This is a genomic window from Daejeonella sp. AP26 (assembly GCF_056680515.1).
This window is the reverse complement of the sequence record NZ_CM155286.1, coordinates 794,951-814,915: the sequence shown is the minus strand read 5'-3', so window position 1 is coordinate 814,915 and position 19,965 is coordinate 794,951. Positions and strand designations below refer to the sequence as shown.

The 19,965-nt window shown below is 40.9% G+C and carries 14 protein-coding genes; 2 read left to right on the top strand and 12 right to left on the bottom strand.

From position 1 onward, the window contains the following. Positions 1-11 precede the first annotated feature (11 nt). The 4 genes from AC1MCB_RS03525 to AC1MCB_RS03510 form a co-directional block, all read right to left on the bottom strand. Positions 12-1,757, bottom strand: a complete 1,746-nt coding sequence (locus tag AC1MCB_RS03525) for a glycoside hydrolase family 2 protein (protein WP_479967368.1) — start codon at positions 1,755-1,757, stop codon at positions 12-14. 189 nt (positions 1,758-1,946) lie between these two features. Then, positions 1,947-4,658 carry an alpha-L-rhamnosidase gene (locus tag AC1MCB_RS03520; protein WP_479967367.1) on the bottom strand — a complete coding sequence of 904 codons (2,712 nt, stop codon included), beginning with the start codon at positions 4,656-4,658 and terminating at the stop codon, positions 1,947-1,949. A 145-nt stretch (positions 4,659-4,803) separates the two neighbouring features. Next, positions 4,804-5,373 (bottom strand): RNA polymerase sigma factor, encoded by a 570-nt coding sequence (locus AC1MCB_RS03515; RefSeq protein ID WP_479967366.1) that lies wholly within the window; start codon positions 5,371-5,373, stop codon positions 4,804-4,806. A 96-nt stretch (positions 5,374-5,469) separates the two neighbouring features. Then, complete coding sequence (locus tag AC1MCB_RS03510; protein ID WP_479967365.1) at positions 5,470-7,134, bottom strand: beta-N-acetylhexosaminidase; 1,665 nt, start codon at positions 7,132-7,134, stop codon at positions 5,470-5,472. An 871-nt stretch (positions 7,135-8,005) separates the two neighbouring features. Between AC1MCB_RS03510 and AC1MCB_RS03505 the strand changes: the two genes are divergently transcribed. After that, the gene (locus AC1MCB_RS03505; RefSeq protein ID WP_479967364.1) at positions 8,006-9,769 is read left to right on the top strand and encodes an alpha-L-rhamnosidase-related protein; all 1,764 of its coding nucleotides are present in this window, start codon (positions 8,006-8,008) and stop codon (positions 9,767-9,769) included. Between the two features lie 159 nt (positions 9,770-9,928). Beyond that, a complete protein-coding gene (locus tag AC1MCB_RS03500; protein WP_479967363.1) occupies positions 9,929-10,858 on the top strand; it encodes an alpha/beta hydrolase in 930 nt (309 codons plus the stop codon). Positions 10,859-10,920: 62 nt separating this feature from the next. On the opposite strand, the gene AC1MCB_RS03495 is transcribed toward AC1MCB_RS03500, so the two are convergent. From AC1MCB_RS03495 to AC1MCB_RS03460, 8 genes are all read right to left on the bottom strand, one after another. Next, the gene (locus tag AC1MCB_RS03495) at positions 10,921-11,952 is read right to left on the bottom strand and encodes a GntR family transcriptional regulator (RefSeq protein WP_479967362.1); all 1,032 of its coding nucleotides are present in this window, start codon (positions 11,950-11,952) and stop codon (positions 10,921-10,923) included. A 4-nt stretch (positions 11,953-11,956) separates the two neighbouring features. Beyond that, positions 11,957-12,565, bottom strand: coding sequence for a LutC/YkgG family protein (locus AC1MCB_RS03490; RefSeq protein ID WP_479967361.1), 609 nt, complete (start codon positions 12,563-12,565; stop codon positions 11,957-11,959). Next, positions 12,538-13,908, bottom strand: a complete 1,371-nt coding sequence (locus AC1MCB_RS03485) for a lactate utilization protein B (RefSeq protein ID WP_479967360.1) — start codon at positions 13,906-13,908, stop codon at positions 12,538-12,540. Before AC1MCB_RS03485 ends, AC1MCB_RS03490 begins: the two co-directional genes overlap by 28 nt. Positions 13,909-14,032: 124 nt before the next feature. Further along, complete coding sequence (locus AC1MCB_RS03480) at positions 14,033-14,767, bottom strand: (Fe-S)-binding protein (protein WP_479967359.1); 735 nt, start codon at positions 14,765-14,767, stop codon at positions 14,033-14,035. Further along, entirely contained in the window at positions 14,764-16,149 is a 1,386-nt protein-coding gene (locus AC1MCB_RS03475) for an FGGY-family carbohydrate kinase (protein WP_479967358.1), read from the bottom strand. Before AC1MCB_RS03475 ends, AC1MCB_RS03480 begins: the two co-directional genes overlap by 4 nt. Positions 16,150-16,201: 52 nt before the next feature. After that, positions 16,202-17,470, bottom strand: a complete 1,269-nt coding sequence (locus AC1MCB_RS03470; protein WP_479967357.1) for a sugar isomerase — start codon at positions 17,468-17,470, stop codon at positions 16,202-16,204. Between the two features lie 35 nt (positions 17,471-17,505). Continuing rightward, positions 17,506-17,688 (bottom strand): L-rhamnose mutarotase, encoded by a 183-nt coding sequence (locus tag AC1MCB_RS03465; protein WP_479968780.1) that lies wholly within the window; start codon positions 17,686-17,688, stop codon positions 17,506-17,508. Between the two features lie 138 nt (positions 17,689-17,826). Beyond that, positions 17,827-19,947, bottom strand: coding sequence for a bifunctional aldolase/short-chain dehydrogenase (locus AC1MCB_RS03460; protein ID WP_479967356.1), 2,121 nt, complete (start codon positions 19,945-19,947; stop codon positions 17,827-17,829). Positions 19,948-19,965 lie beyond the last annotated feature (18 nt).

Below are 19,965 nucleotides of genomic sequence, written 5' to 3'. Positions count from 1 at the left end.
AATTTGAAAAGTTAATTTAAATTGTACTCACCGCTCAATTCTTTAGCGATGCGTTGCTTGTATAATACATGATGTAATTCTTTTAACTTTTCAACCGGGATTTTAGTAACCTTCCGGTCATATGTCATCAAACCATTTACTTCAATTTCCACATCAGTAATCTGTGTGTAAACTGCCGCAGATAAACCATGCTTAATTAAGTTTTCCAAATTCGAGATAAGTACCGCGTATCGGTTTAAAAGTTCTTGTGGCGTTTTAAAACTTTGATACCCCCAGTTACCCTTTTCTAACCATGTGTGCCCATCAATCGGCAAGCCTAAGCCCCCAAATTCACCTAAAGCAAGTACCTGCTTGGCACCAAAAACAACTGGATTAGGCATTGCAGGCTCTGGATAGTTATGTAAATCAGCAACATGACCAACTGGAAAGAAGTTCCCACCACTTGCACTATTTACTAATCTTGACGAATCTTTTCTAATCGTCCATTCGGTAATTTCCTTAGTCTTAAATTGTCCCCATGCCTCATTGAAAGGCACCCACATTACAATACTGGGAAAATGATGAAGGGCTTCCATAATCTTTTCCCATTCCGTTTTATAATATTTTTCGGATAAAGAGGATCTTTGCTTATCCAATGGCTTACCTGATATTTGTCCCAGTCTCTGTTCCCATTCATACGGAAATATATCACCACTCGGCATATCTTGCCATACAAGCATGCCAAGCTTGTCACAATGGTAATACCACCGGGCTGGTTCAACTTTAATATGTTTTCTTATCATATTGAATCCCATCTCTTTGGTTTTGACGATATCAAATTCCAAAGCTTGGTCTGTAGGTGCTGTATATAATCCATCTGGCCACCACCCTTGATCTAAGGTGCCGTACTGAAAAAGAAATTTATCATTCAACATGATACGCTGAATACCATCCGTATCTTTTCCCATACTGATTTTACGCATGGCAAAATACGAGGTTATCTCATCTACGGACTTCCCATTCCTTATTAGCGAAACTTTTAAATCATAAAGAAATGGATCCTCCGGACTCCATAATTTTGGATTCAAAATTGGAAGCTTCGCTGCCAAACCCGCATCAATAGTAACTTCCCCGACGTTTTTCTTATTTTCGAAAGCTGATATTTGCACCATATCACCTGGCCGCGGGTTCTTGAAAAGAACATTTATGTTCAATAACTGATTGTCCAAATCAGGTGTTTGTATGATTTTGGATATATACGATTCTGGAACTGCTTCCATCCAAACAGTTTGCCAGATACCAGTGACAGATGTATACCATATACCTTTTGGATCCTTTGTTTGTTTACCTACCGGTTGTTGTCCATCATCCGTTGGATCAAATACCCTTATGACGACTTCCTGATTTTTTCCCTTATTGAGATAAGCACTAATGTCAAATGAAAAAGGATCATAACCGCCAGCATGCTCACCCACTTTTTTCCCATTCACAAAAACAATGCATTTCCAATCTATCGCTCCAAAATGAAGTAGAAGTTTTTTATTACGCAGTTTAGATAGAACTTCTACTTTAGTTTTGTACCAAAGAACTTTATCTTTTCCTACGGTTTTAGCTACTCCGGAAAGTGCGGATTCAATTGGATAGGGCACGAGTATTTTGCCGTCAAACACTAAAGGGACGTTGACCTGATCCTCTGAAGTTATCGCATACTGCCACAGGCCATTGAGATTTTGCCAGCTTCCATCCCTTACCAGTTGAGGTCTGGGATGTTCGGGCAAGGGGCGTTCCGGATCTACCTGCTTCGCCCATTGGGTCATAATTTTACCTTCTACAGGCTTCCACTCCAATTTTTGCGCAAAAAGGTTTAAATTGAGGAGAGATAATATTAATACAAAAAAAGAATGTTTAGACATGAGATGTTTGAGTGGTTAACGGCTTAATGTGTTGATTGGTGATTTAGCAATTTTCTATTTGACGCGATACTGGAATTCATATTTTCCTGATCCAATTGTTAGTATTGATGTCTTTGGGTGTAATTGAACGACTTTCCCAGACTCTTTAATCGATTCGGCACCAACATTGGGAAAGTTGACGTGCGCAACCGTGTTTACGGGCACTTCAATGTTCATAGTCATATATCCTTCTGTGAGTTTCCAGGAGGAAGCAATTTTACCATATATCGATTCCAATTCTGCTTTAGCAAAAGTGAGTCCCCCTCCTATTTTGGGGGCTATATCAAATTCTTTATAACCAGCGAATCCTTCATGTTGATTAATACCTGTGATATTTCTATACATCCAATCTCCAATAGCTCCATAAGCATAGTGATTAAAAGAATTCATTTCTTTTGACTGGAAGGATCCGTCAGTTCGGATACCGTCCCACCGCTCCCAAATAGTAGTAGCTCCCATTTTCACAGGATACAACCATGAAGGATATGATTCTTGCATTAAAATTTTATAAGCAAGATCATTATGACCAAAACGAGTCAATACATGGCATAGATAAGGTGTACCCAGAAAGCCCGTAGATAAATGATTTTTATATTCAGTTATATTTGCAACTAACCGTTCAACGGCCTTTTCCCTATTATCTTCCGGTAAAAGATTGAAATGTAAAGCCAATACATAGGCTGTTTGAGTATTTGAGATCAGAGCCCCTGATTCACTTATAAATTCCTTTACAAAAACGTCTTTTACCCGTTTTAAAAGAGCGGTATATATTTGAACATCTTTCTCTTCTCCTAATATTTGAGCTGTATTTAGAACTATTTGGATGCTATTAGCATAAAATGCCTGTGCAATAAGCGTTTTATCTGTAAAAGCTGGATCAAAGTCCCAAACATCTTTAGGCAAAAAATATAGCCAATCTCCATGATGCCAACTTTTATCCCAAAGGTTATTTGTACTTCGGCTGTCAATGAAATTTACCCACGCCTTCATTGAATTGTATTGGTTTAATAAGATAGCCTTATCGCCATATACGTTATAAAAATCCCAAGGCACTATTGTAGCCGCATCGGCCCATCCGGCCGAGCCAGCACTTCTCTCGCTCTTTCCCCAAATGTTAGGAACAATTTGAGGTACTGAACCATCGTCCTGTTGATCAGCTTTTAGGTCCAGTAACCATTTTGCAAAAAAACCAGACACATTCATATTATAGGCAGCAGTTTTAAAAAAAACCTGGGCATCACCTGTCCATCCCAAACGTTCATCTCTTTGGGGACAATCGGTTGGTACATCTAAAAAATTTCCCTTCTGGCCCCATTGAATATTATGTTGAAGCTGATTTAATAAAGTATTGGAAGTATTAAAAAAACCTGTAGGCTTCATAGCACTATGAATTACAACAGCTTCAATATTATCCTTAGTTATGATATCGATTGTACCTTCTATTTTAACATATCGAAATCCTTGGAAACTAAAGTGTGGTTGGTATATTTCTTCACCATTGCCTTTTAAATAGTATGTTATTTTCTGTTTAGCAGATCTTAAATTTTCTGTATAAAAATTGCCTGCCTTATCCAAAACTTCTGCATGCGAAATGATGATTGAATCACCGCGTTTGCCATCAATTTTAAACCTAACCCAGCCAACCAGGTTTTGACCGAAATCAATTACTTTTTCACCATTCGGTGTTAAAAGAACATTTACGGGTTTTAATATTTCATGTTGTTTTACAGGCGCAGCAACGCTTGTTACAAGGCTGTTAAATGCTAAGGATGAATCCACTTGAGCTTTTTTTAAGCCGTGATCACTGAAGCCGGGAGAAGACCACTCTTTAATCTCTCTCCTCGCATCGTATATCTCGCCATCATATAGCTCAGAGATTAAAATCGGACCATCTATAGTAGTTCTCCAACTATTATCAGATAAAATTCGCTCACGTTGGCCATTCTCATACTCAATTTCTATTTGGGATAACAAAGCAAGTCGATCGCCATATTTGATTCCGCCTGCTAATTTTCCTGCAAACCAGCCCTTTCCCAAGGTTACTCCAATAGCATTACCTCCTGGCCGCAACATCTTTGTTATATCATAAATTTGATATTGCAATCTTTTATGATAACTGGTCCACCCAGGCGTAAAGTAATCCTCTCCTACTCGTTTTCCATTTATTTCAGCTTCATATAACCCATGAGCGGTAATGTATAATCTTGCTTTTTTTATCTTTCTGTCAAGATTAAATTCTTTTCTAAACATTGGCGAAGCATTGTTTTCTTGATTTTTTTCCCCAATAATCCATTTGGCATGCCAGTCACTTTTATTTAGCAATCCCATTTCCCAAAAGTTCACTTCACTCCAGGAAGATATATTTCCCTTATTATCCCAAACCCTAACCTGCCAATAATATCGTGTTCCGGATGTTAATTCTTTACCTGTAAACGGAATATAAACAGATTGGTCACTCATCACCTTTTCCGATTCCCAAATAACGTTTTTACGAGTAGCCAGATCTTTGGGATCAGTACTTACCCTTATTTCATACGCTACTTGTAGAATTCCCTTGCCAGAAGATTGAATTTTCCAACTTAAACGCGGGAATTTAACATCGACATCAATTGGATTAGTTTTATACTCAGAAGTTAAATCTAGCGCAATCAGTTTCTGGGCTGAAGTAGAGTTGAAACTGAGGCTAAAAAAGATGGATGATAAAAAGAAGGAACGAAATCTTGACATGATAAAATTTAAGTGTTTTGTCCAATATAATTTGTGATTCGATTAGTATTGAAGCACGCCAATCATTGCGCCTTTTTTACATGGACGCTCTGGAAACTAAAAGTGGGTAATGGAAACTAAAATAATCCTGAGAATATGAATATTACTACGTATCAGTACGTTTGCTAACGTAGATACGCAAGAACTTCAAGGCAAGCTTCATATGGGTACGAACTGTGAGGGGGGACAAATTAAGTTTTTCAGCCACTTCATTATTTTTAAATCCCTGTTGTGCACAAAGTTGATAAACTAATTTTTGTTGATTAGGGAGATGACTTATAGCCTGATTTAATACTCTCCTTGTATCATTTAGCAAGATTTGTTGTTCAGTTTCATTATGACTTTCTTGCCAATTTGAAGTATTAACATAATTTGCTTTCGCTTCCCGAGCGCGATGACGAAGAATATCAAGTGCGCGATTGCGGGTAAGTGTTTTTAGATAGCTTTCCAAATTGTTAATTTTTGAAATCTCTTTACCAAGCTGCCATAACTTCAAAAATATTTCCTGTACCACCTCTTCTGCTTCCATTTCAGATTTAAGATACCATAATGAAAATGTATACACGCTTTCATGAAACTTGTTAAAGATCAATTCGAAAGCATAGGATTCACCTTCAGCAATTCTGATTAACAGTTCAGTTTCATTGTAAAGGGGCTTAGTTTCCTTGGTTATCATGCTATAATTGATGTTATGTGTTTTTTTATTGTTGTTTAGCATATAAAAAAACAAGTTTCATAAAGCAAATTGACTTATGTTTTGCGATGGATCTGTTTAATATTTAGTTACCTGATCTTTTACATATCCTTTGAGTTTCCATATTTCTTCTATATTGGACAACCTACTGCGAAAATCAAGATAACTGGTTTTCTTTTCTGGCGCTACCCAACCCGTTTCTGCAAAAGCAGCAATACGGGGAAATGTCTGAAAGTAAAGGCGCTCTGAGGTTGGTGTAAATTCGCCCCACATCTGGCACCCTAATCCCAATATCTTATTTTTATTTGCCGATGATACTCCATCGGGTATGGGCTTAAAAGAATACGCTTTTTCAAACGAAGTGGTCTCGTAAGGATAATCCAAATAAGTATGCATGCGATCTGAATTGACGACATCATAGCCCTGTTGAATTGCCTTATTTACCAGGCTAACATCTCCATCCCAGAACTGAACAAGACTACCTTTGGCCAGTGTTTCAGACTTCCCAGCCTCAATATGCGCCTCATTTCTTACATTATCCCCGGTAATCTCATTCCATCCGATCATACGATAACCCTTTGAAGAAATATATTTAGACATTCGATTGATCGCCCAAATTTGCAAATCGGCATAGGTGGGTATATTATTCGCTTGCATAAATACATTTATTCCTTCGGATTCTTTCCAGTGGGCATAATTTGCTTCATCCCCACCGATATGGATGATTCCGCCGGGGAACAAACTGATGACTTCATCCAGCACATCATGAAGGAATTTTTCAACCTCAGGGTCGGTAACATTATACAGGTCTCCTAAAATACCCACATTCTTTTGACGACTACTTGCACCTAACCAGGGATAGGCATAAATAGATGCTGATGCATGGCCTGGCACTTCAATTTCCGGGATAATACGAATACCGCGTTCATCAGCATAAGACACAATTTCACGAATTTCCTCCTGTGTGTAATATTGCCCCGGACGCTTATCATAGAGGCTATCCCACTTAGCTGGCGTGATATTCTTAGTCATGTGAGTATAGTCCCCTTTTGACGATACTGCTGTAAGCAAAGGATATTTCTTAATTTCCATACGCCAGGCAGGATCATCTACCAAATGCCAATGAAAAGTATTTAATTTAAGCCGAGCCATTTCATCCAGTAAACTTTTCACCGTTAATTTCCCATGAAAATGTCGACTTTCATCAAGCATATATGCTCGCCATCCGAATGCAGGTTTATCATGTACAGTACAAACAGGAAAAGTTGTATGCTGGTCTCCTATTATTGCCAGTTGCCTGATAGTTTGCAAAGCGTGCAGCAGTCCATTTCTACCAGATGAACTACCTATGATTTTATTTTTCCCTTTTAAGCCTACCTGTAAATGATAGGATTCATCCGTATGTTCATTTTGTGGATTATTTAATTTCAGGACAATAACTGCATTTTTTTCTGTGATGGCCCATATAGGGTGTATACCAATTTCCCTAAATAATTCTTCAGCATAGATTTTACTAACACCTGAACGGGGATCTATAAAAATCTTTGTAGCGTTTTGAATTTTGACAATGCCATCATAAACTTGAAGTTCAGCTGGTTGAGGAATCAACCTAATTACATTCTGCTGCGCGTAGCTTTTCGTAGCTGAAAGTATAAACAGCAGAAACACTACATGGCGTATTCGGACTGCAATTGTATTGGCTTTCTTATTTCTATTTTTGATTTCGATAGAATTATATCTCATAAGTCATTGTTTTTTATTTTATGGAACTAATCATACGTAATAAATATCTGGCAGTGTGGCTTCTATCAGGAATTGACAAGACAAAAAAAATTCTACTGAATTATTGCAACCCCCTTAGGAGCACCGATCTCTGTTTTTATTTTACCATTAGCCAGTTTAATATGTCTGATGTTCACTGTACCACATGGTTTAGCGTATGTTTCTTCAATAAATTTCCGGTCACCTACATGGGGTTGATTATTTTATACTGCTTCCAAAACTTTGACGCCAAGAACATGTTCTGTTAACCATGCTGTAGGCCCGGAGGCTTAACCATGACATAAGCATGCCTCCCCACTCAAGCGTTGAAGTTCAACACATCCGTATTACACCAATCTCACCCTGATGATTTTCTGACATAGCTTTTGCTTTTTGCATGTAATACCCATTACGGTGTAGCTTCCATCAAAAAAATCAGATTGTCTAAAGTAAACACTTGTACGCCACCATGGCAACCGGCACCGTCCTGTAATATTTACTTATGGTTAACACTACTTAAAATGAGTGCTTTTTTGCTCCTGTTATTCATCCTCGAATGAGAATTATTCCTCAGCTGTTATTATCAGATGATCCTGCATGAGTCAATTTATTAGTTAATTGTGTGTTTAAAGACCAGAAGAACGGGGGATGTAATTCCTAAAGTTTGGAAAGTTGAAGACGGCACAATTGATATACCAGCCAATCAAGACAGTGCATAACAGTTAGTAAGGATGCCTTTTCTATATTCGTTTCACCAGTTATAACAGGATTTGACTGATGATAAGCGGAAAGCTGGCAGGTATCCGGCAAATTTATCTCTTTATAATACATTACAGAACAATTGACATCAGTTATGAAAAAGTATCTTTTACTGTTTACAGTTATAGCATTATTTACTGCCACAAGTGAAGCGCAGCTGCCGAAACCATTTTCAAAGGAGCGGTCGGCCCAGGCCCGCAGCGACGCTACCGTACGCCGGTATTTACCGCCAACACGGATAGTTTGGAGATCAGAGAATTCGTCAACAAATATTACCAATGAAAAGGTTTTGTTAAAGCCGGGTACCGGACAGGCAGACCTATCCGGTAAAAATTTGTGTGTATTGACCAATACAGGAAAAGGCCAACCAGGTTTATTATTTGATTTTGGGAAAGAATTACATGGAGGGCTGCAGCTGATCACAGATCAGTCTAACGGTGGTAAGCCTGTACGTGTAAGGCTCCGCTTTGGCGAATCAGTAGCAGAGGCAATGTCTGATGTGTCTGATACTGCAAAAGGTGCCACTAATGATCATGCCATGCGCGATTTCATAGTTTCGTTGCCCTGGCTTGGCAGCCTTGAGGTGGGCAATACAGGGTTCAGATTCGTACGTATCGATCTGGTTGACGATAACACCGAACTGAAATTGAAAGAAGTAAACGCCATTTTTATCTTCAGGGATATTCCATATATCGGCTCTTTTAACAGTAGTGATACATTATTAAATAAAATATGGTTAACAGGCGCCTATACGGTGCATCTTAATATGCAGGATTATTTGTGGGACGGCATCAAACGAGACCATTTAGTATGGGTCGGCGATATGCACCCCGAAACATCAACCATTGCCGCCGTATTTGGGTATAACGATGTGGTGCCAAAAAGCCTGGATTTCGCCCGTGACATTACACCATTACCTGAATTTATGAACGGAATGGTTTCTTACTCTATGTGGTGGGTTATTATCCATCACGATTGGTACCAGCAAACAGGCAATATCAAATACTTAGAGGAGCAGAAGGATTACTTAGTAAAATTACTGAGCCTGTTAAGTACTAAAGTTGACGCTAATAATAGAGAAGCCCTTGATGGCGGGGTGCGTTTTTTAGATTGGCCGTCAACACCAAATGAAAAAGGCATTCATGCCGGTTTACAAGCGATGCTGGTCATGACGTTGGAAAACGGCGCTAAACTTTCAAAAATTTTAAATGAACCCGAAACCGCTAAAAAATGTGAAGATGCTGTAGCGAGATTAAAAAAGAACGTACCTGACGCCAACGGATCAAAACAGGCGGCTGCTTTACTTGGACTCGCAGGTTTAATAACACCCCAGGAAGCAGATAGAGCGCTGTCAGTTGACGGCGTACATAACTACACGACATTTTTTGGCTATTATATGCTGCAGGCCCGGGCAAAAGCAGGCAGCTACCAGGGCGCCATGAATGATATTAAAAATTACTGGGGGCCCATGCTGAGCTTAGGTGCAACAACCTTTTGGGAAGACTTTAACATTGACTGGTTACCAAACGCCTCAAGGATTGATGAACTTGTACCACCAGGCAAAAAAGATATACATGGTGACTATGGCGCGTACTGCTATAAAGGTTTCAGGCATAGCCTGGCCCATGGCTGGGCATCGGGCCCAACCCCGTGGTTAACTGAGCATGTGCTTGGCATTAAAATTATAGAACCAGGTTGCAAGGTCATCAAAATTGAACCGCATCTTGGCGATCTTGAATTTGCGGAAGGTACCTTTCCCACACCTTATGGTATCTTAAAAGTAAAACACGTTAAGGCACCTAACGGAAAAATAACTACCTCGTTTGTTGCACCTAAAGGCGTAAAAATCATTCAGTAAGATATAATATGAACAAATGCTTGTCATGCTGGTTCATTTTACCGGTTTAAGCTAAGAAATAAAATCAAACCTTGACTTAGCAGCACCAACGTATTGAGAACAGGCAGGACTTGAACCGTATGCCAGGTCTAAATACTAACTACTAACTACTATTTTCAAATGAAAAACAAGATCGTTAAATTTTTTGCATCTGAACTTTTCCTGCTAGCTGTGTTTTGTAACGCGGCAGCTGCGCAGGAAGAAGTGCCATTGTATACAAGAGAAATTCCAAACGCTATCAAGGTTAAAAACGAAGAAACCAAAAACTCAGCCGGGTTTCTGATCAATGTATCGCAACCTACGTTAAAAATATATCTTCCGTCTGCAGACAAGGCTAATGGCACGGCTGTCGTAATATGTCCCGGTGGCGGCTACAGTGGGCTAAATATGGGAATGGAGGGCTACGACGTAGCGGAGAAATTTAACAAGATCGGCGTTGCTGCCTTTGTTTTAAAATACCGCTTGCCGAATGACAAGTACATGGTCGATAAATCGGCAGGGCCTTTGCAAGATGCTCAGCAGGCCTTACTCTATGTGCGAAAAAACGCGCGGCAACTCCGTATCGATCCGTCAAAGATAGGTATAATGGGATTTTCGGCAGGTGGCCACTTAGCAGCCACGACAGGGACTCACTTTAAGATCGTTCAAGTTGAAAATACTGAAAATATCAGCGTGCGGCCCGATTTCATGATACTGGTCTACCCGGTAATAAGTTTCACAGATTCTTTAACTCATAATGGATCGCGGGAAAGCCTGATAGGCATAAACCCCAATGCGGAAAGTGTGGTGCGGTTTTCAAATGAATTGCAGGTCACCGCAGATACGCCTCCTACCTATCTGATCCACGCTGGCGACGATGGATTGGTAACCGTAAAAAACAGCATCGCGTTTTATACCGCTTTACAAAGCCATAAAGTGTCTGCCGCATTGCATATTTTTCCTGTCGGTCAGCATGGCTTTCCGTACGAGCCTGCTCATTCTGGCTGGTTTAACTATTGTTCAGAATGGTTGAGGGAAAATGCATGGCTCAGTCCTCAAAAGCTAAAGTAAAAGTGTATATCCTCAAATACAAGCTGACTTGATCATGTATATCGTTTCTGAAAATCAGGAATTTACAAGGAAGCCCTTAAAGTAAGATAAAACGGCACTTCTGTATGTTGTTTGCTTTTTTCAAGTATCATTTCAGCAGCCAGTTCCCCTAATTTGTTAAAGTCTGTAGAAATGGTGGTTATACCGTTCAGAATAAATTTTTTCAACGGTGTTTCATTGTATGAGATCACCCCCACGTCTTTGCCTATATTTAATTTAAGGGAAAGTATACGCTCAATTAATATAACCAGATCATCCTCCATTAAATTAATAAAAACTTCGCCGGGATTGATAGGCTCTTCAGCTATATTACTTACCACCTGGTGCGTGAAAGCATATTGCTGGCAAAATCTGTAAAAACCCCTCACTATTCCGCTGGGGAAATAACTGCGCTCGGGAAAAATAATTTTGATAGTATGATATTTACTTAGCTGCTCTCTGGCCTGGTCAAGCGCATCATAAATATCCTTTTCGAAATTTTGGTAAGCAGCCGCATATTCACCTTCAATGCCTGAAAGTTTTTTATCAAGGATCACCAGCTTTTCTTTTGGAATCGTATTGATAATTTCATGGGCATTCTCACCTCCTTCTAAAAAATGCGGTATGATTACAAAATGCGAATAATTTTTCTCCTTGCTGTTCAATAGCTTTTTGAACAATGAAAAATTATTGTTGTAGATGTAAAAATCTACTGCAACATTGTCTCCGATAGCGTTAATGAATGCATCATAGATGATCTTTTTATGATAGCTTAACTTGTTGAAAAGCAGTACTATTTTAAGTGTTTGCCTGAAATCACTATTTATGATATAGTAGCCCTTGCCGGGAACCGATCCTAAAACACCGATCTTTTTCAGATAACGATAGCCCTTTTCCGCAGTATCCCTGGAAATTTCAAGCTCAAAGCTTATTTCATTGATTGAAGGAAGCCTTTGATCTTTTCCAATCTTGCCGGCTTCAATGGCACTGAGAACAGAATTTGCCAGCTGGATATATTTTGGAGTGGATGAATATTCATCAACATTTATATGCTTAATTACTTTATCGGCTTTCATTTGTTTAGTCAAGCATATATACCGTTAAACTTTTGGGACCATGTGCACCCAAAACTAACGATTGTTCAATATCTGCAGTTTTTGAGGGCCCCGCAATAAATGTCCCGAAATGATAGCTTTCATTTCCAATCTTCAAGTATGCTTCTTGCATATTACAAACAATATCAGATTTATTGATCACAATAACCAGATGCTGGCAAATAAAAGGCAAGACCCTGTGATAGACCAGATCTTCTGTAATCCAGATGGAAGCATTTTCTGCAACGCCAAAATGCCCATATATAACCGCAACTTCAATATCCTCCAGGTTATGCGGTCCCTCCTTCATCCAATCTGCCCCGTGATTTAAATTAACCTGGGATAAGGCAGATATCATTCTCCTATCACCTTCGAACTTTACTTTAATATGTCCCGTCAATTGCTCCCAACTATGAACTTCATAGCTGGTTCCACCAATACTCTGTAAAACCCGTATAAACAACCCGGCATTGTCTCCGGGTACATCCTGTACGAACTTATCGTCTGTAAATTTTTTTTCTGCAGGTTGGAAATTCAACACAGCGGATAATATTTTCTCTCTTGAGTTCATTTCTTCCGGTTCTGCTCGTACCATTCTTTAAACGATTTCGAAGGTGCTGCAGGCATATCGCGTTGGTGGTACCAGGGATTAAAGCGATTGTTTACAGCAAACGGTGCATATTTCAGGACCCAACGGCCGGTTTTTCCTGCAGTATCGAAAATACCCGGTGAGGAGAGGATCAGATTCATGATGTTCATTCCCGTGCTTTTCAACTTATTTGAATAACCTTCTTTAACGATCACTTGCCGCCATTTATATAACTGATCATGAATGTCTATTTTAACCGGGCAAACGTTTGTACAGGAGCCGCATAATGTGGATGCAAAGGGCAGATCTGCATGTTTTTCCATGTCGAGGTTTGGAGCCAGGATAGAGCCGATAGGTCCCGCAATAGCTGTATGATAGCTGTGGCCTCCGCTTCGGCGATAAACAGGACAGGTATTCATACAGGCTCCGCAGCGGATACATTTTAACGAGTTCCTGAAATCGGGTCGGCTTAATTGTTTTGTCCGCCCATTATCTACCAGTACTATATGCATTTGCTGGCCGGCCCGCGGCCTTGTAAAATGGCTGGAATACGTCGTTATCGGCTGGCCGGTTGCGCTTCTGGCAAGCAACCGCAGAAATACCGCCAGGTGTCTGCGCCGGGGAATCAGCTTTTCAATGCCCATACAGGCTATGTGTACCCTGGCCAGATGCGAGCCCATATCGGCATTGCCTTCGTTGGTACAAACGACAAATTCCCCGGTTTCCGCTACAGCGAAGTTTACCCCGGTGATCACCGCTTCAGCTGTGAGAAATGTTTCTCTGAGATGTACCCGTGCGGCGGACGTTAAAACCTGGGGATCCGATTCGCCTTCCGGCGTTCCAAGATGCCGGTGAAACAGCTCGCCGATCTCTTCCTTTTTTTTATGGATACAGGGTAAAACAATATGACTGGGCTGATCCCCTGCCAACTGCACAATTCGTTCACCCAAATCGGTATCGATAACCTCAATGTTCTTTGTTTTTAAATATTCATTGAGATGGCACTCTTCGGTCAGCATCGATTTGCTTTTATTGATCCGGCTGATCCCGGCCTCTTTCAGGATCGAGTGAACGATCGTATTATGCTCAGCAGCATCAAGGGCCCAATGTATCTGAATGTTGTTTTCTGTCGCCTTGGCCTCAAACTGCAACAAATAATTGTGCAGATTAGAAAGAACATCGTCTTTAATGGCTGAGGCATCGTTTCTTAACTTTTCCCATTCGGGGATATTCTGAGCCGCTTTATCACGCTTTTGCCTGATCCACCAAAGGGTTTCATCATGCCAGTCTACGCGATCTGCATCTGCATTAAAAGCTTCAGCTAATTCAGCATGTTTTATGTCCTTCATTTTGAGAATAATATTCAGTAATCAGTATTGAGGTTTATCACATCATCAAAACCGCGCCGGGATTCCCATGCCGGCGGCATTTAAAAATCATATTGGTTTGCTACAGATCTCATGTTGCTAACCATTACCCAGCATTCAAAATCTCGGCGATGTGCAGCACCTTCACTTCACTTTTTTGGCGGCGTAAAATACCTTCCATGTGCATCAGGCATGACATATCGCCTGCCGTAATATATTCAGCACCATTATCAATATGATCTTTCACCCTGTCCTTTCCTATTTTCACTGAAACGGCTTCTTCGGCTACGCAGAAAGTACCGCCAAAACCACAGCATTCATCGCCCCTGTTTAATGTAATAAGCTCAATTCCATCAACCAGGTTCAGCAGATATTCAGGCTTTGAAAAAAATGGCTCCGCAAGCTCGCTCATCTGTGAAAGCATCAATCCTCTCTGCCCATGGCAGCTTTGATGAACACCAACTTTATGCGGAAAGCGGGCATTCAGTTTATCTACTTTCAGAACATCCGTTAAAAATTCGGTCAGCTCGTAAACTTTATTCCTGATTGCCGTGGCTTCAGTCTCGTTCTTTGCGGAATGCAAATGCTCTTTAATATGCAAAGTGCAGCTGCCTGACGGCGAAACGACATAGTCGAATCCTGAGAAGTTATCTACAAACAATTCGCTGCATCCGCTCGTCAAATGCTCATAACCCGAGTTAGCCATTGGCTGACCGCAGCATGTTTGTTTTAAGGGATAACATACCTCGACCCCTAATTTCTCCAGCAGTTCTAAACTTGCTTTTGCCGCATTGGGATAAAACTGATCAACATAACATGGGATAAAGAGTCCAACTCTCATGATACAGGGTGAGTAGCTGAATAATATTTCAATTCAATAATATCTGAAGGAACGGGGTTTCTGTTCCAGGCTTTATGAATTGCTAAGGCGGTTCCCACAGCGGTCGCCTGGGCCATGGAAGCCGCAAAAATTTCAAACCCGGGGAATGAAGCGGATAATAAATGCATGTAAATGGAATTTTTGCTAAATCCTCCATCGACGAAAATCCTTTTCACTCTTTCCCTGCCAATACTAAGTTTAGTTGAAAATACTTGCTGGGCTACCATATCGATCATTAACTGATGATATGCTTCTTCGTCATTTGCAAAATCTGCAAGATCCCTTCTGCCGAAGTCCGATTCTTTCAGTGCTGCGCCTTCGGCCGCCGGCATTACATTTGTTTTTTTCAATAACCTGCTGATAATATAGGGATCGAACCTGACAGATTTGTAACGGGCAATATTCTGAGTAAAGTGTGAGGCAATTCTGGCAACCTGCTGTTCATGTTCATGTCCCGCAAATAAACGGGACGCCTTAACCGGTTTACCCTGGTACTGGATATAGCAAAGGCAATCATTTCTCAGCTCATCAGCTGTAAGATTAGAATGATTAAACGGGTTTAAGCTGATACACCATGTGCCGGTAGAAAGTAAAATAAAAGGCTCGGAAAAATTTTCAAGATAGGGTATCAATGCAGCCGAACTATCGTGTAATCCAATGCCTGCCTTGTATTCTTTTCCCTGGAAAGCGGAATTAATTACTGTATGTGAAGGTAAGATGGGTGCCAGTTTCTTGTCAAGGCCTTCTGTTTTCACCCAATCGTGGTAATCGTTTTTAGTAAAATCCCATAAATTGGTGTGGCAGCCGATACTGGTGATATCAGAATATGCCTGCCCGGTAATGAGGTAGCTCAAATATTGAGGGAGGTGCAGGGCATACCTGATCTTTGAAAATAGCTGCGGTTTTTCTTTCCTGATGCGGTAAAGCTGCATGCCTGAATTTAAGCTGCCCAATACCGGGGATGCCGTTTTATGAGAGAAAGATTGCTCTCCTCCGTATTCCTGGTAGAATTCCGCTTTTAGATCCTCGGGAAAAGGCTTTAAATAATTATACAGGGGTGTTAAAGCTTCCCCTTTTTCATCGATATAAACAAAGCTGGCGCCATATGCCGAGAAATTAATCGCTCTTATATCGAATTGTTTTTCACGAAGCACATGCCGTAAAGAATCGAAAACCGAGGACCGCAGGCTTTCCAGGTTTTCGCAGCTGTCACCGTCTTCATCGGCAGTTTCCGTAAAACGGGCAGAACGCTCGTGAACTATCTGGTAATTCTCATCAAAAAGAAACAGTTTCTTATTGGTTTTACCCACATCAAATACTGCTATAACCGGTATTTTGCTCATTGCCGAAATATAAGCCTAATATTTAGATCGTTGAAGTTTGATAGAGATATGATCAAAGGCCGGTTGCAACAGTCTTCTGACCACGTTGTTTTATCAGTTGTTCTCTCAGTTTCAGTTTCCTGAATGATTCCAATGGGTCGAGTGCTCCTCCGGAACGCAAGCGAGCTTCTGCGACAAGCGGTCTCACATCAGAGCGGAATGCATCCTGTAAAATTTCCTGGCAACGCACTACATCATTTGCCTGTTGCGCGTCATCTAACGCCATTCGATCTACACATAATGCCTGTGCATATGCAATCATAATGGCCTCTACGGATTGTAACAGATCTTCCAGCGGATCTTTAACATTATGGGATGCATCGATCATCCAGCCCAGGTCACTTTGATGATCCATATTCCGTGCATCCATTCCTTCTACCAGTTCGTTGAAGATCAGGAACAGCTGATAAGGCTTAATACTTCCTGTTGTAAGGTCATCATCGCCATATTTTGAATCATTAAAATGAAAGCCGCCAAGTTTGCCTTCCATGAGCAATAACGAAACGATCTGCTCAATATTAGCATTCGGTAAATGATGGCCCAGATCTACCAGTGTATAAGCCTTATCACCTAATTTATTTGCAAAAAGTAACGACTGACCCCAATCTCCAACTGTTGTTGAGTAAAAATTAGGTTCATATGCTTTGTATTCAACAAACATTTTCCAGTTTTCAGGTAATGCCTTATAGATCTCTTTCAGGCTTTCAAGGGTGTTTTGAAAGGCTCTTCTGAAGTTAAGCTGGCCCGGAAAACAGGAACCATCAGCCAGCCAAACAGTTAAGGAATCGGACCCTAATTCAATTCCCTGTTTAATTACTTCTATATTATGATCGATAGCCTGTTGCCTTACATTGTTATCCACATGCTGCAATGAACCAAACTTGTAGCTGTATCCAGACCCTGGCTGGTCCTGGAAAGTATTTGAATTTACTGCGTCAAAACGCAAGCCGTGTTGCGCCGCCAGTAACTTTGTTGCCGCAGCATTTTCAGGAATATCCCATGGAATGTGCAGGGAAATCGCACCGCTCGATTTATTCAGCGAATGCAACAAGCCAACATCTTCAATTTTCTCCTCCAGGTTGCGTGGTTCACCGCCACCAGTTGCAAAACGGCCGAAACGGGTGCCGCCTGTGCCCAAAGCCCAGCTTGGTATAGCTACCTGGAAATTAATTAATTTTTGTATGATGGCGTCACAATCATGGACCTGTTCCGCTATGAAAGTAAATTTACGCTTATGATTTACTAAAGATTGCTGGCTATATAAACTTTCCTGGATCTGCATTTTTAAAATTCTATTGATCTAAATTATAAGGCTTACTATGGTAAATAAAACATTTCTTTTAATGAGATGATCACTGGTGAACTATCGGCATTCGTCTCAACAATATCACTCATGTATTTCCACCAAAGCTGCATGGTTTCTTGCCTCGGCAAGCTATCAAATGCTTCCTGGTCATCTGAGTTCAGCATCCCAAAAAGCAAATTATTTTCTTCATCTATAAATATGGAATACTCAGAGATACCGGTCTTTTTAAGCAGCTTAGTTAATTCGGGCTATATTTCTTCATGCCTTCTTTTATATTCATCCATAAAACCGGCAAGTATTTTCATTGTAAAAGCGACGCGTCCCATAATGTGTTACCTCACAAATGCCATTGGCACACCGCCATCAACATTTAAAATATTTCCGGTTGATTTATTCAATAATCCGCCCACGAAAGCGAAACATGCATTTGCAATATCTTCCGGCAAAATCACTTCGTTCAACAAGGTACGTTTTGCATAAAATGAAGGCAACTCTTCAACCGTTATTCCGTAAGCTTTCGCCCGCCCTTCGGCCCATGCGCCTGCCCATATTTTACTGTCCGAAATTACAGCATCAGGATTAACGACGTTCACACGTATCTTATCAGCACCCAGTTCGGCAGCGTTCAACCGGCTTAAGTGCAGTTGTGCTGCTTTTGCTGAGCCGTAGCCCGCATTATTGGGTCCTGAAACCAGAGCATTCTTACTGACAATATTAATCACATCGCCACCCAGATCCTGTTTACGCATAACTTCGACCGCTTTTTGGGTAACTTTAAACTGTCCTTTTACTAAAACATCATAGAGCAGATCCCAATCTTTATCAGTATGTTCTTCAAGAGGTTTTGAAATGGATAATCCAGCACAGTTCACTAGAATATCTATACCACCAAAATGTAAAGCTGCTATGTCAATGGCTGCATTAATATGCTCCTCTTTTGTTACGTCCAGTAGAGCCGTTGTGTAAACATCCTTACTATATAAACTTTTGAATTCCTGGTTGGCCGCCTCCAAACGTTCGGCATCATTATCATTGATGACTACAACAGCGCCTTCTTCCACAAATTTTCTGGCTATTGATTTCCCAATCCCACCTGCACTGCCTGTTATAAGCGCAATTCTACCCGTTAGTGATTTAGGCATGGGCATACGCTGCAATTTTGCTTCTTCTAAAAGCCAGTATTCTATGTTAAAGGCTTCCTGCCGTGGAAGTGAGGTATATTCTGATATCGCCTCTGCACCCTTCATTACATTAATTGCATTGGTATAAAATTCTGATGAAACGCGGGCAGTCTGTTTATCCTTTGAAAAAGTAAACATACCTATGCCAGGGTAAATGATCACTACCGGGTTCGCATCACGAATAGCCGGACTGTTGGGATGCATGCATGTTTCATAATAATCTGCATACATCCGGCGATAAGCTTCAAATGCAGGCGCTAATCTTTCTTTCAGGGCTTTTCTATCAGCCAGGTCCTCATCCGGCCTCAAATCGAGAACCAGGGGACTTATTTTTGTTCTTAAGAAATGATCAGGGCAGCTTGTTCCAAGCGGAGCAAGTCTCTCCAGGTCATTTGAATTGATAAACTCCAGTACTCTCGGGTCATCTGTAAAGTGGCCGACCATATGTTGTTTACCCGAACATAAGCCACGCAATACCGGGGCAATTTTTGCAGCCTGCCGTTTACGATCCTGGCCGTTTGCGCTTTGAAGCTTTGCACCGCCAAATACTGGCCCTTTAATACCATAATTTTGTTCGAGGTATTCGGCACATTTTTCAATGACCTCCAACGTATTGATATAACTCTCATAGGCTGTATCACCCCAGGTGAACAAGCCATGTGAACCGAGCATTATTCCCCTGATACCTGGATTTTCGTCCAGACACTGACGTAATTGCAATCCAAGATCAAAGCCGGGCTTCTGCCATTCTACCCATCCTATCTGGCCGTTAAAGAGCTCCTGTGTAATTTTCCGGCCATCCTTAGCCGCCGCAATAGCAATAGCTGCATCCGGGTGAAGATGATCGATATGTTTAAATGGTAAAAATCCATGCAGGGGCGTATCGATAGAAGGAGCTTTTGAACCCAGATCATAGATACAGTGATTGAACAATTCAACCATTTCATCTTCAAACTCAATTCCTCTATAGCGGCTTTTCAGGCTGCGAAGTCGATCAACATACAGTGCTGCCAATCCGCTCTTTTTCAAGGTTCCCAAATCACCGCCTGACCCCTTTACCCACATTACCTCTATTGGCCGGCCTGTGAGAGGATCTTTAGCCATCGCTTTACATGATGTATTTCCTCCGCCGTAATTGGTTAAGCGAAGATCGGCACCCAAGAGGTTTGACCTGTAAATCAGTAAAGCCACTTCATCTCCTGCAAGCTTAGCAGCCTTCTCAGGATCCCACAGGTAACTCACATGTTTAAAACTAACAGTATTGACAGACATATTGTATATAATTAAATG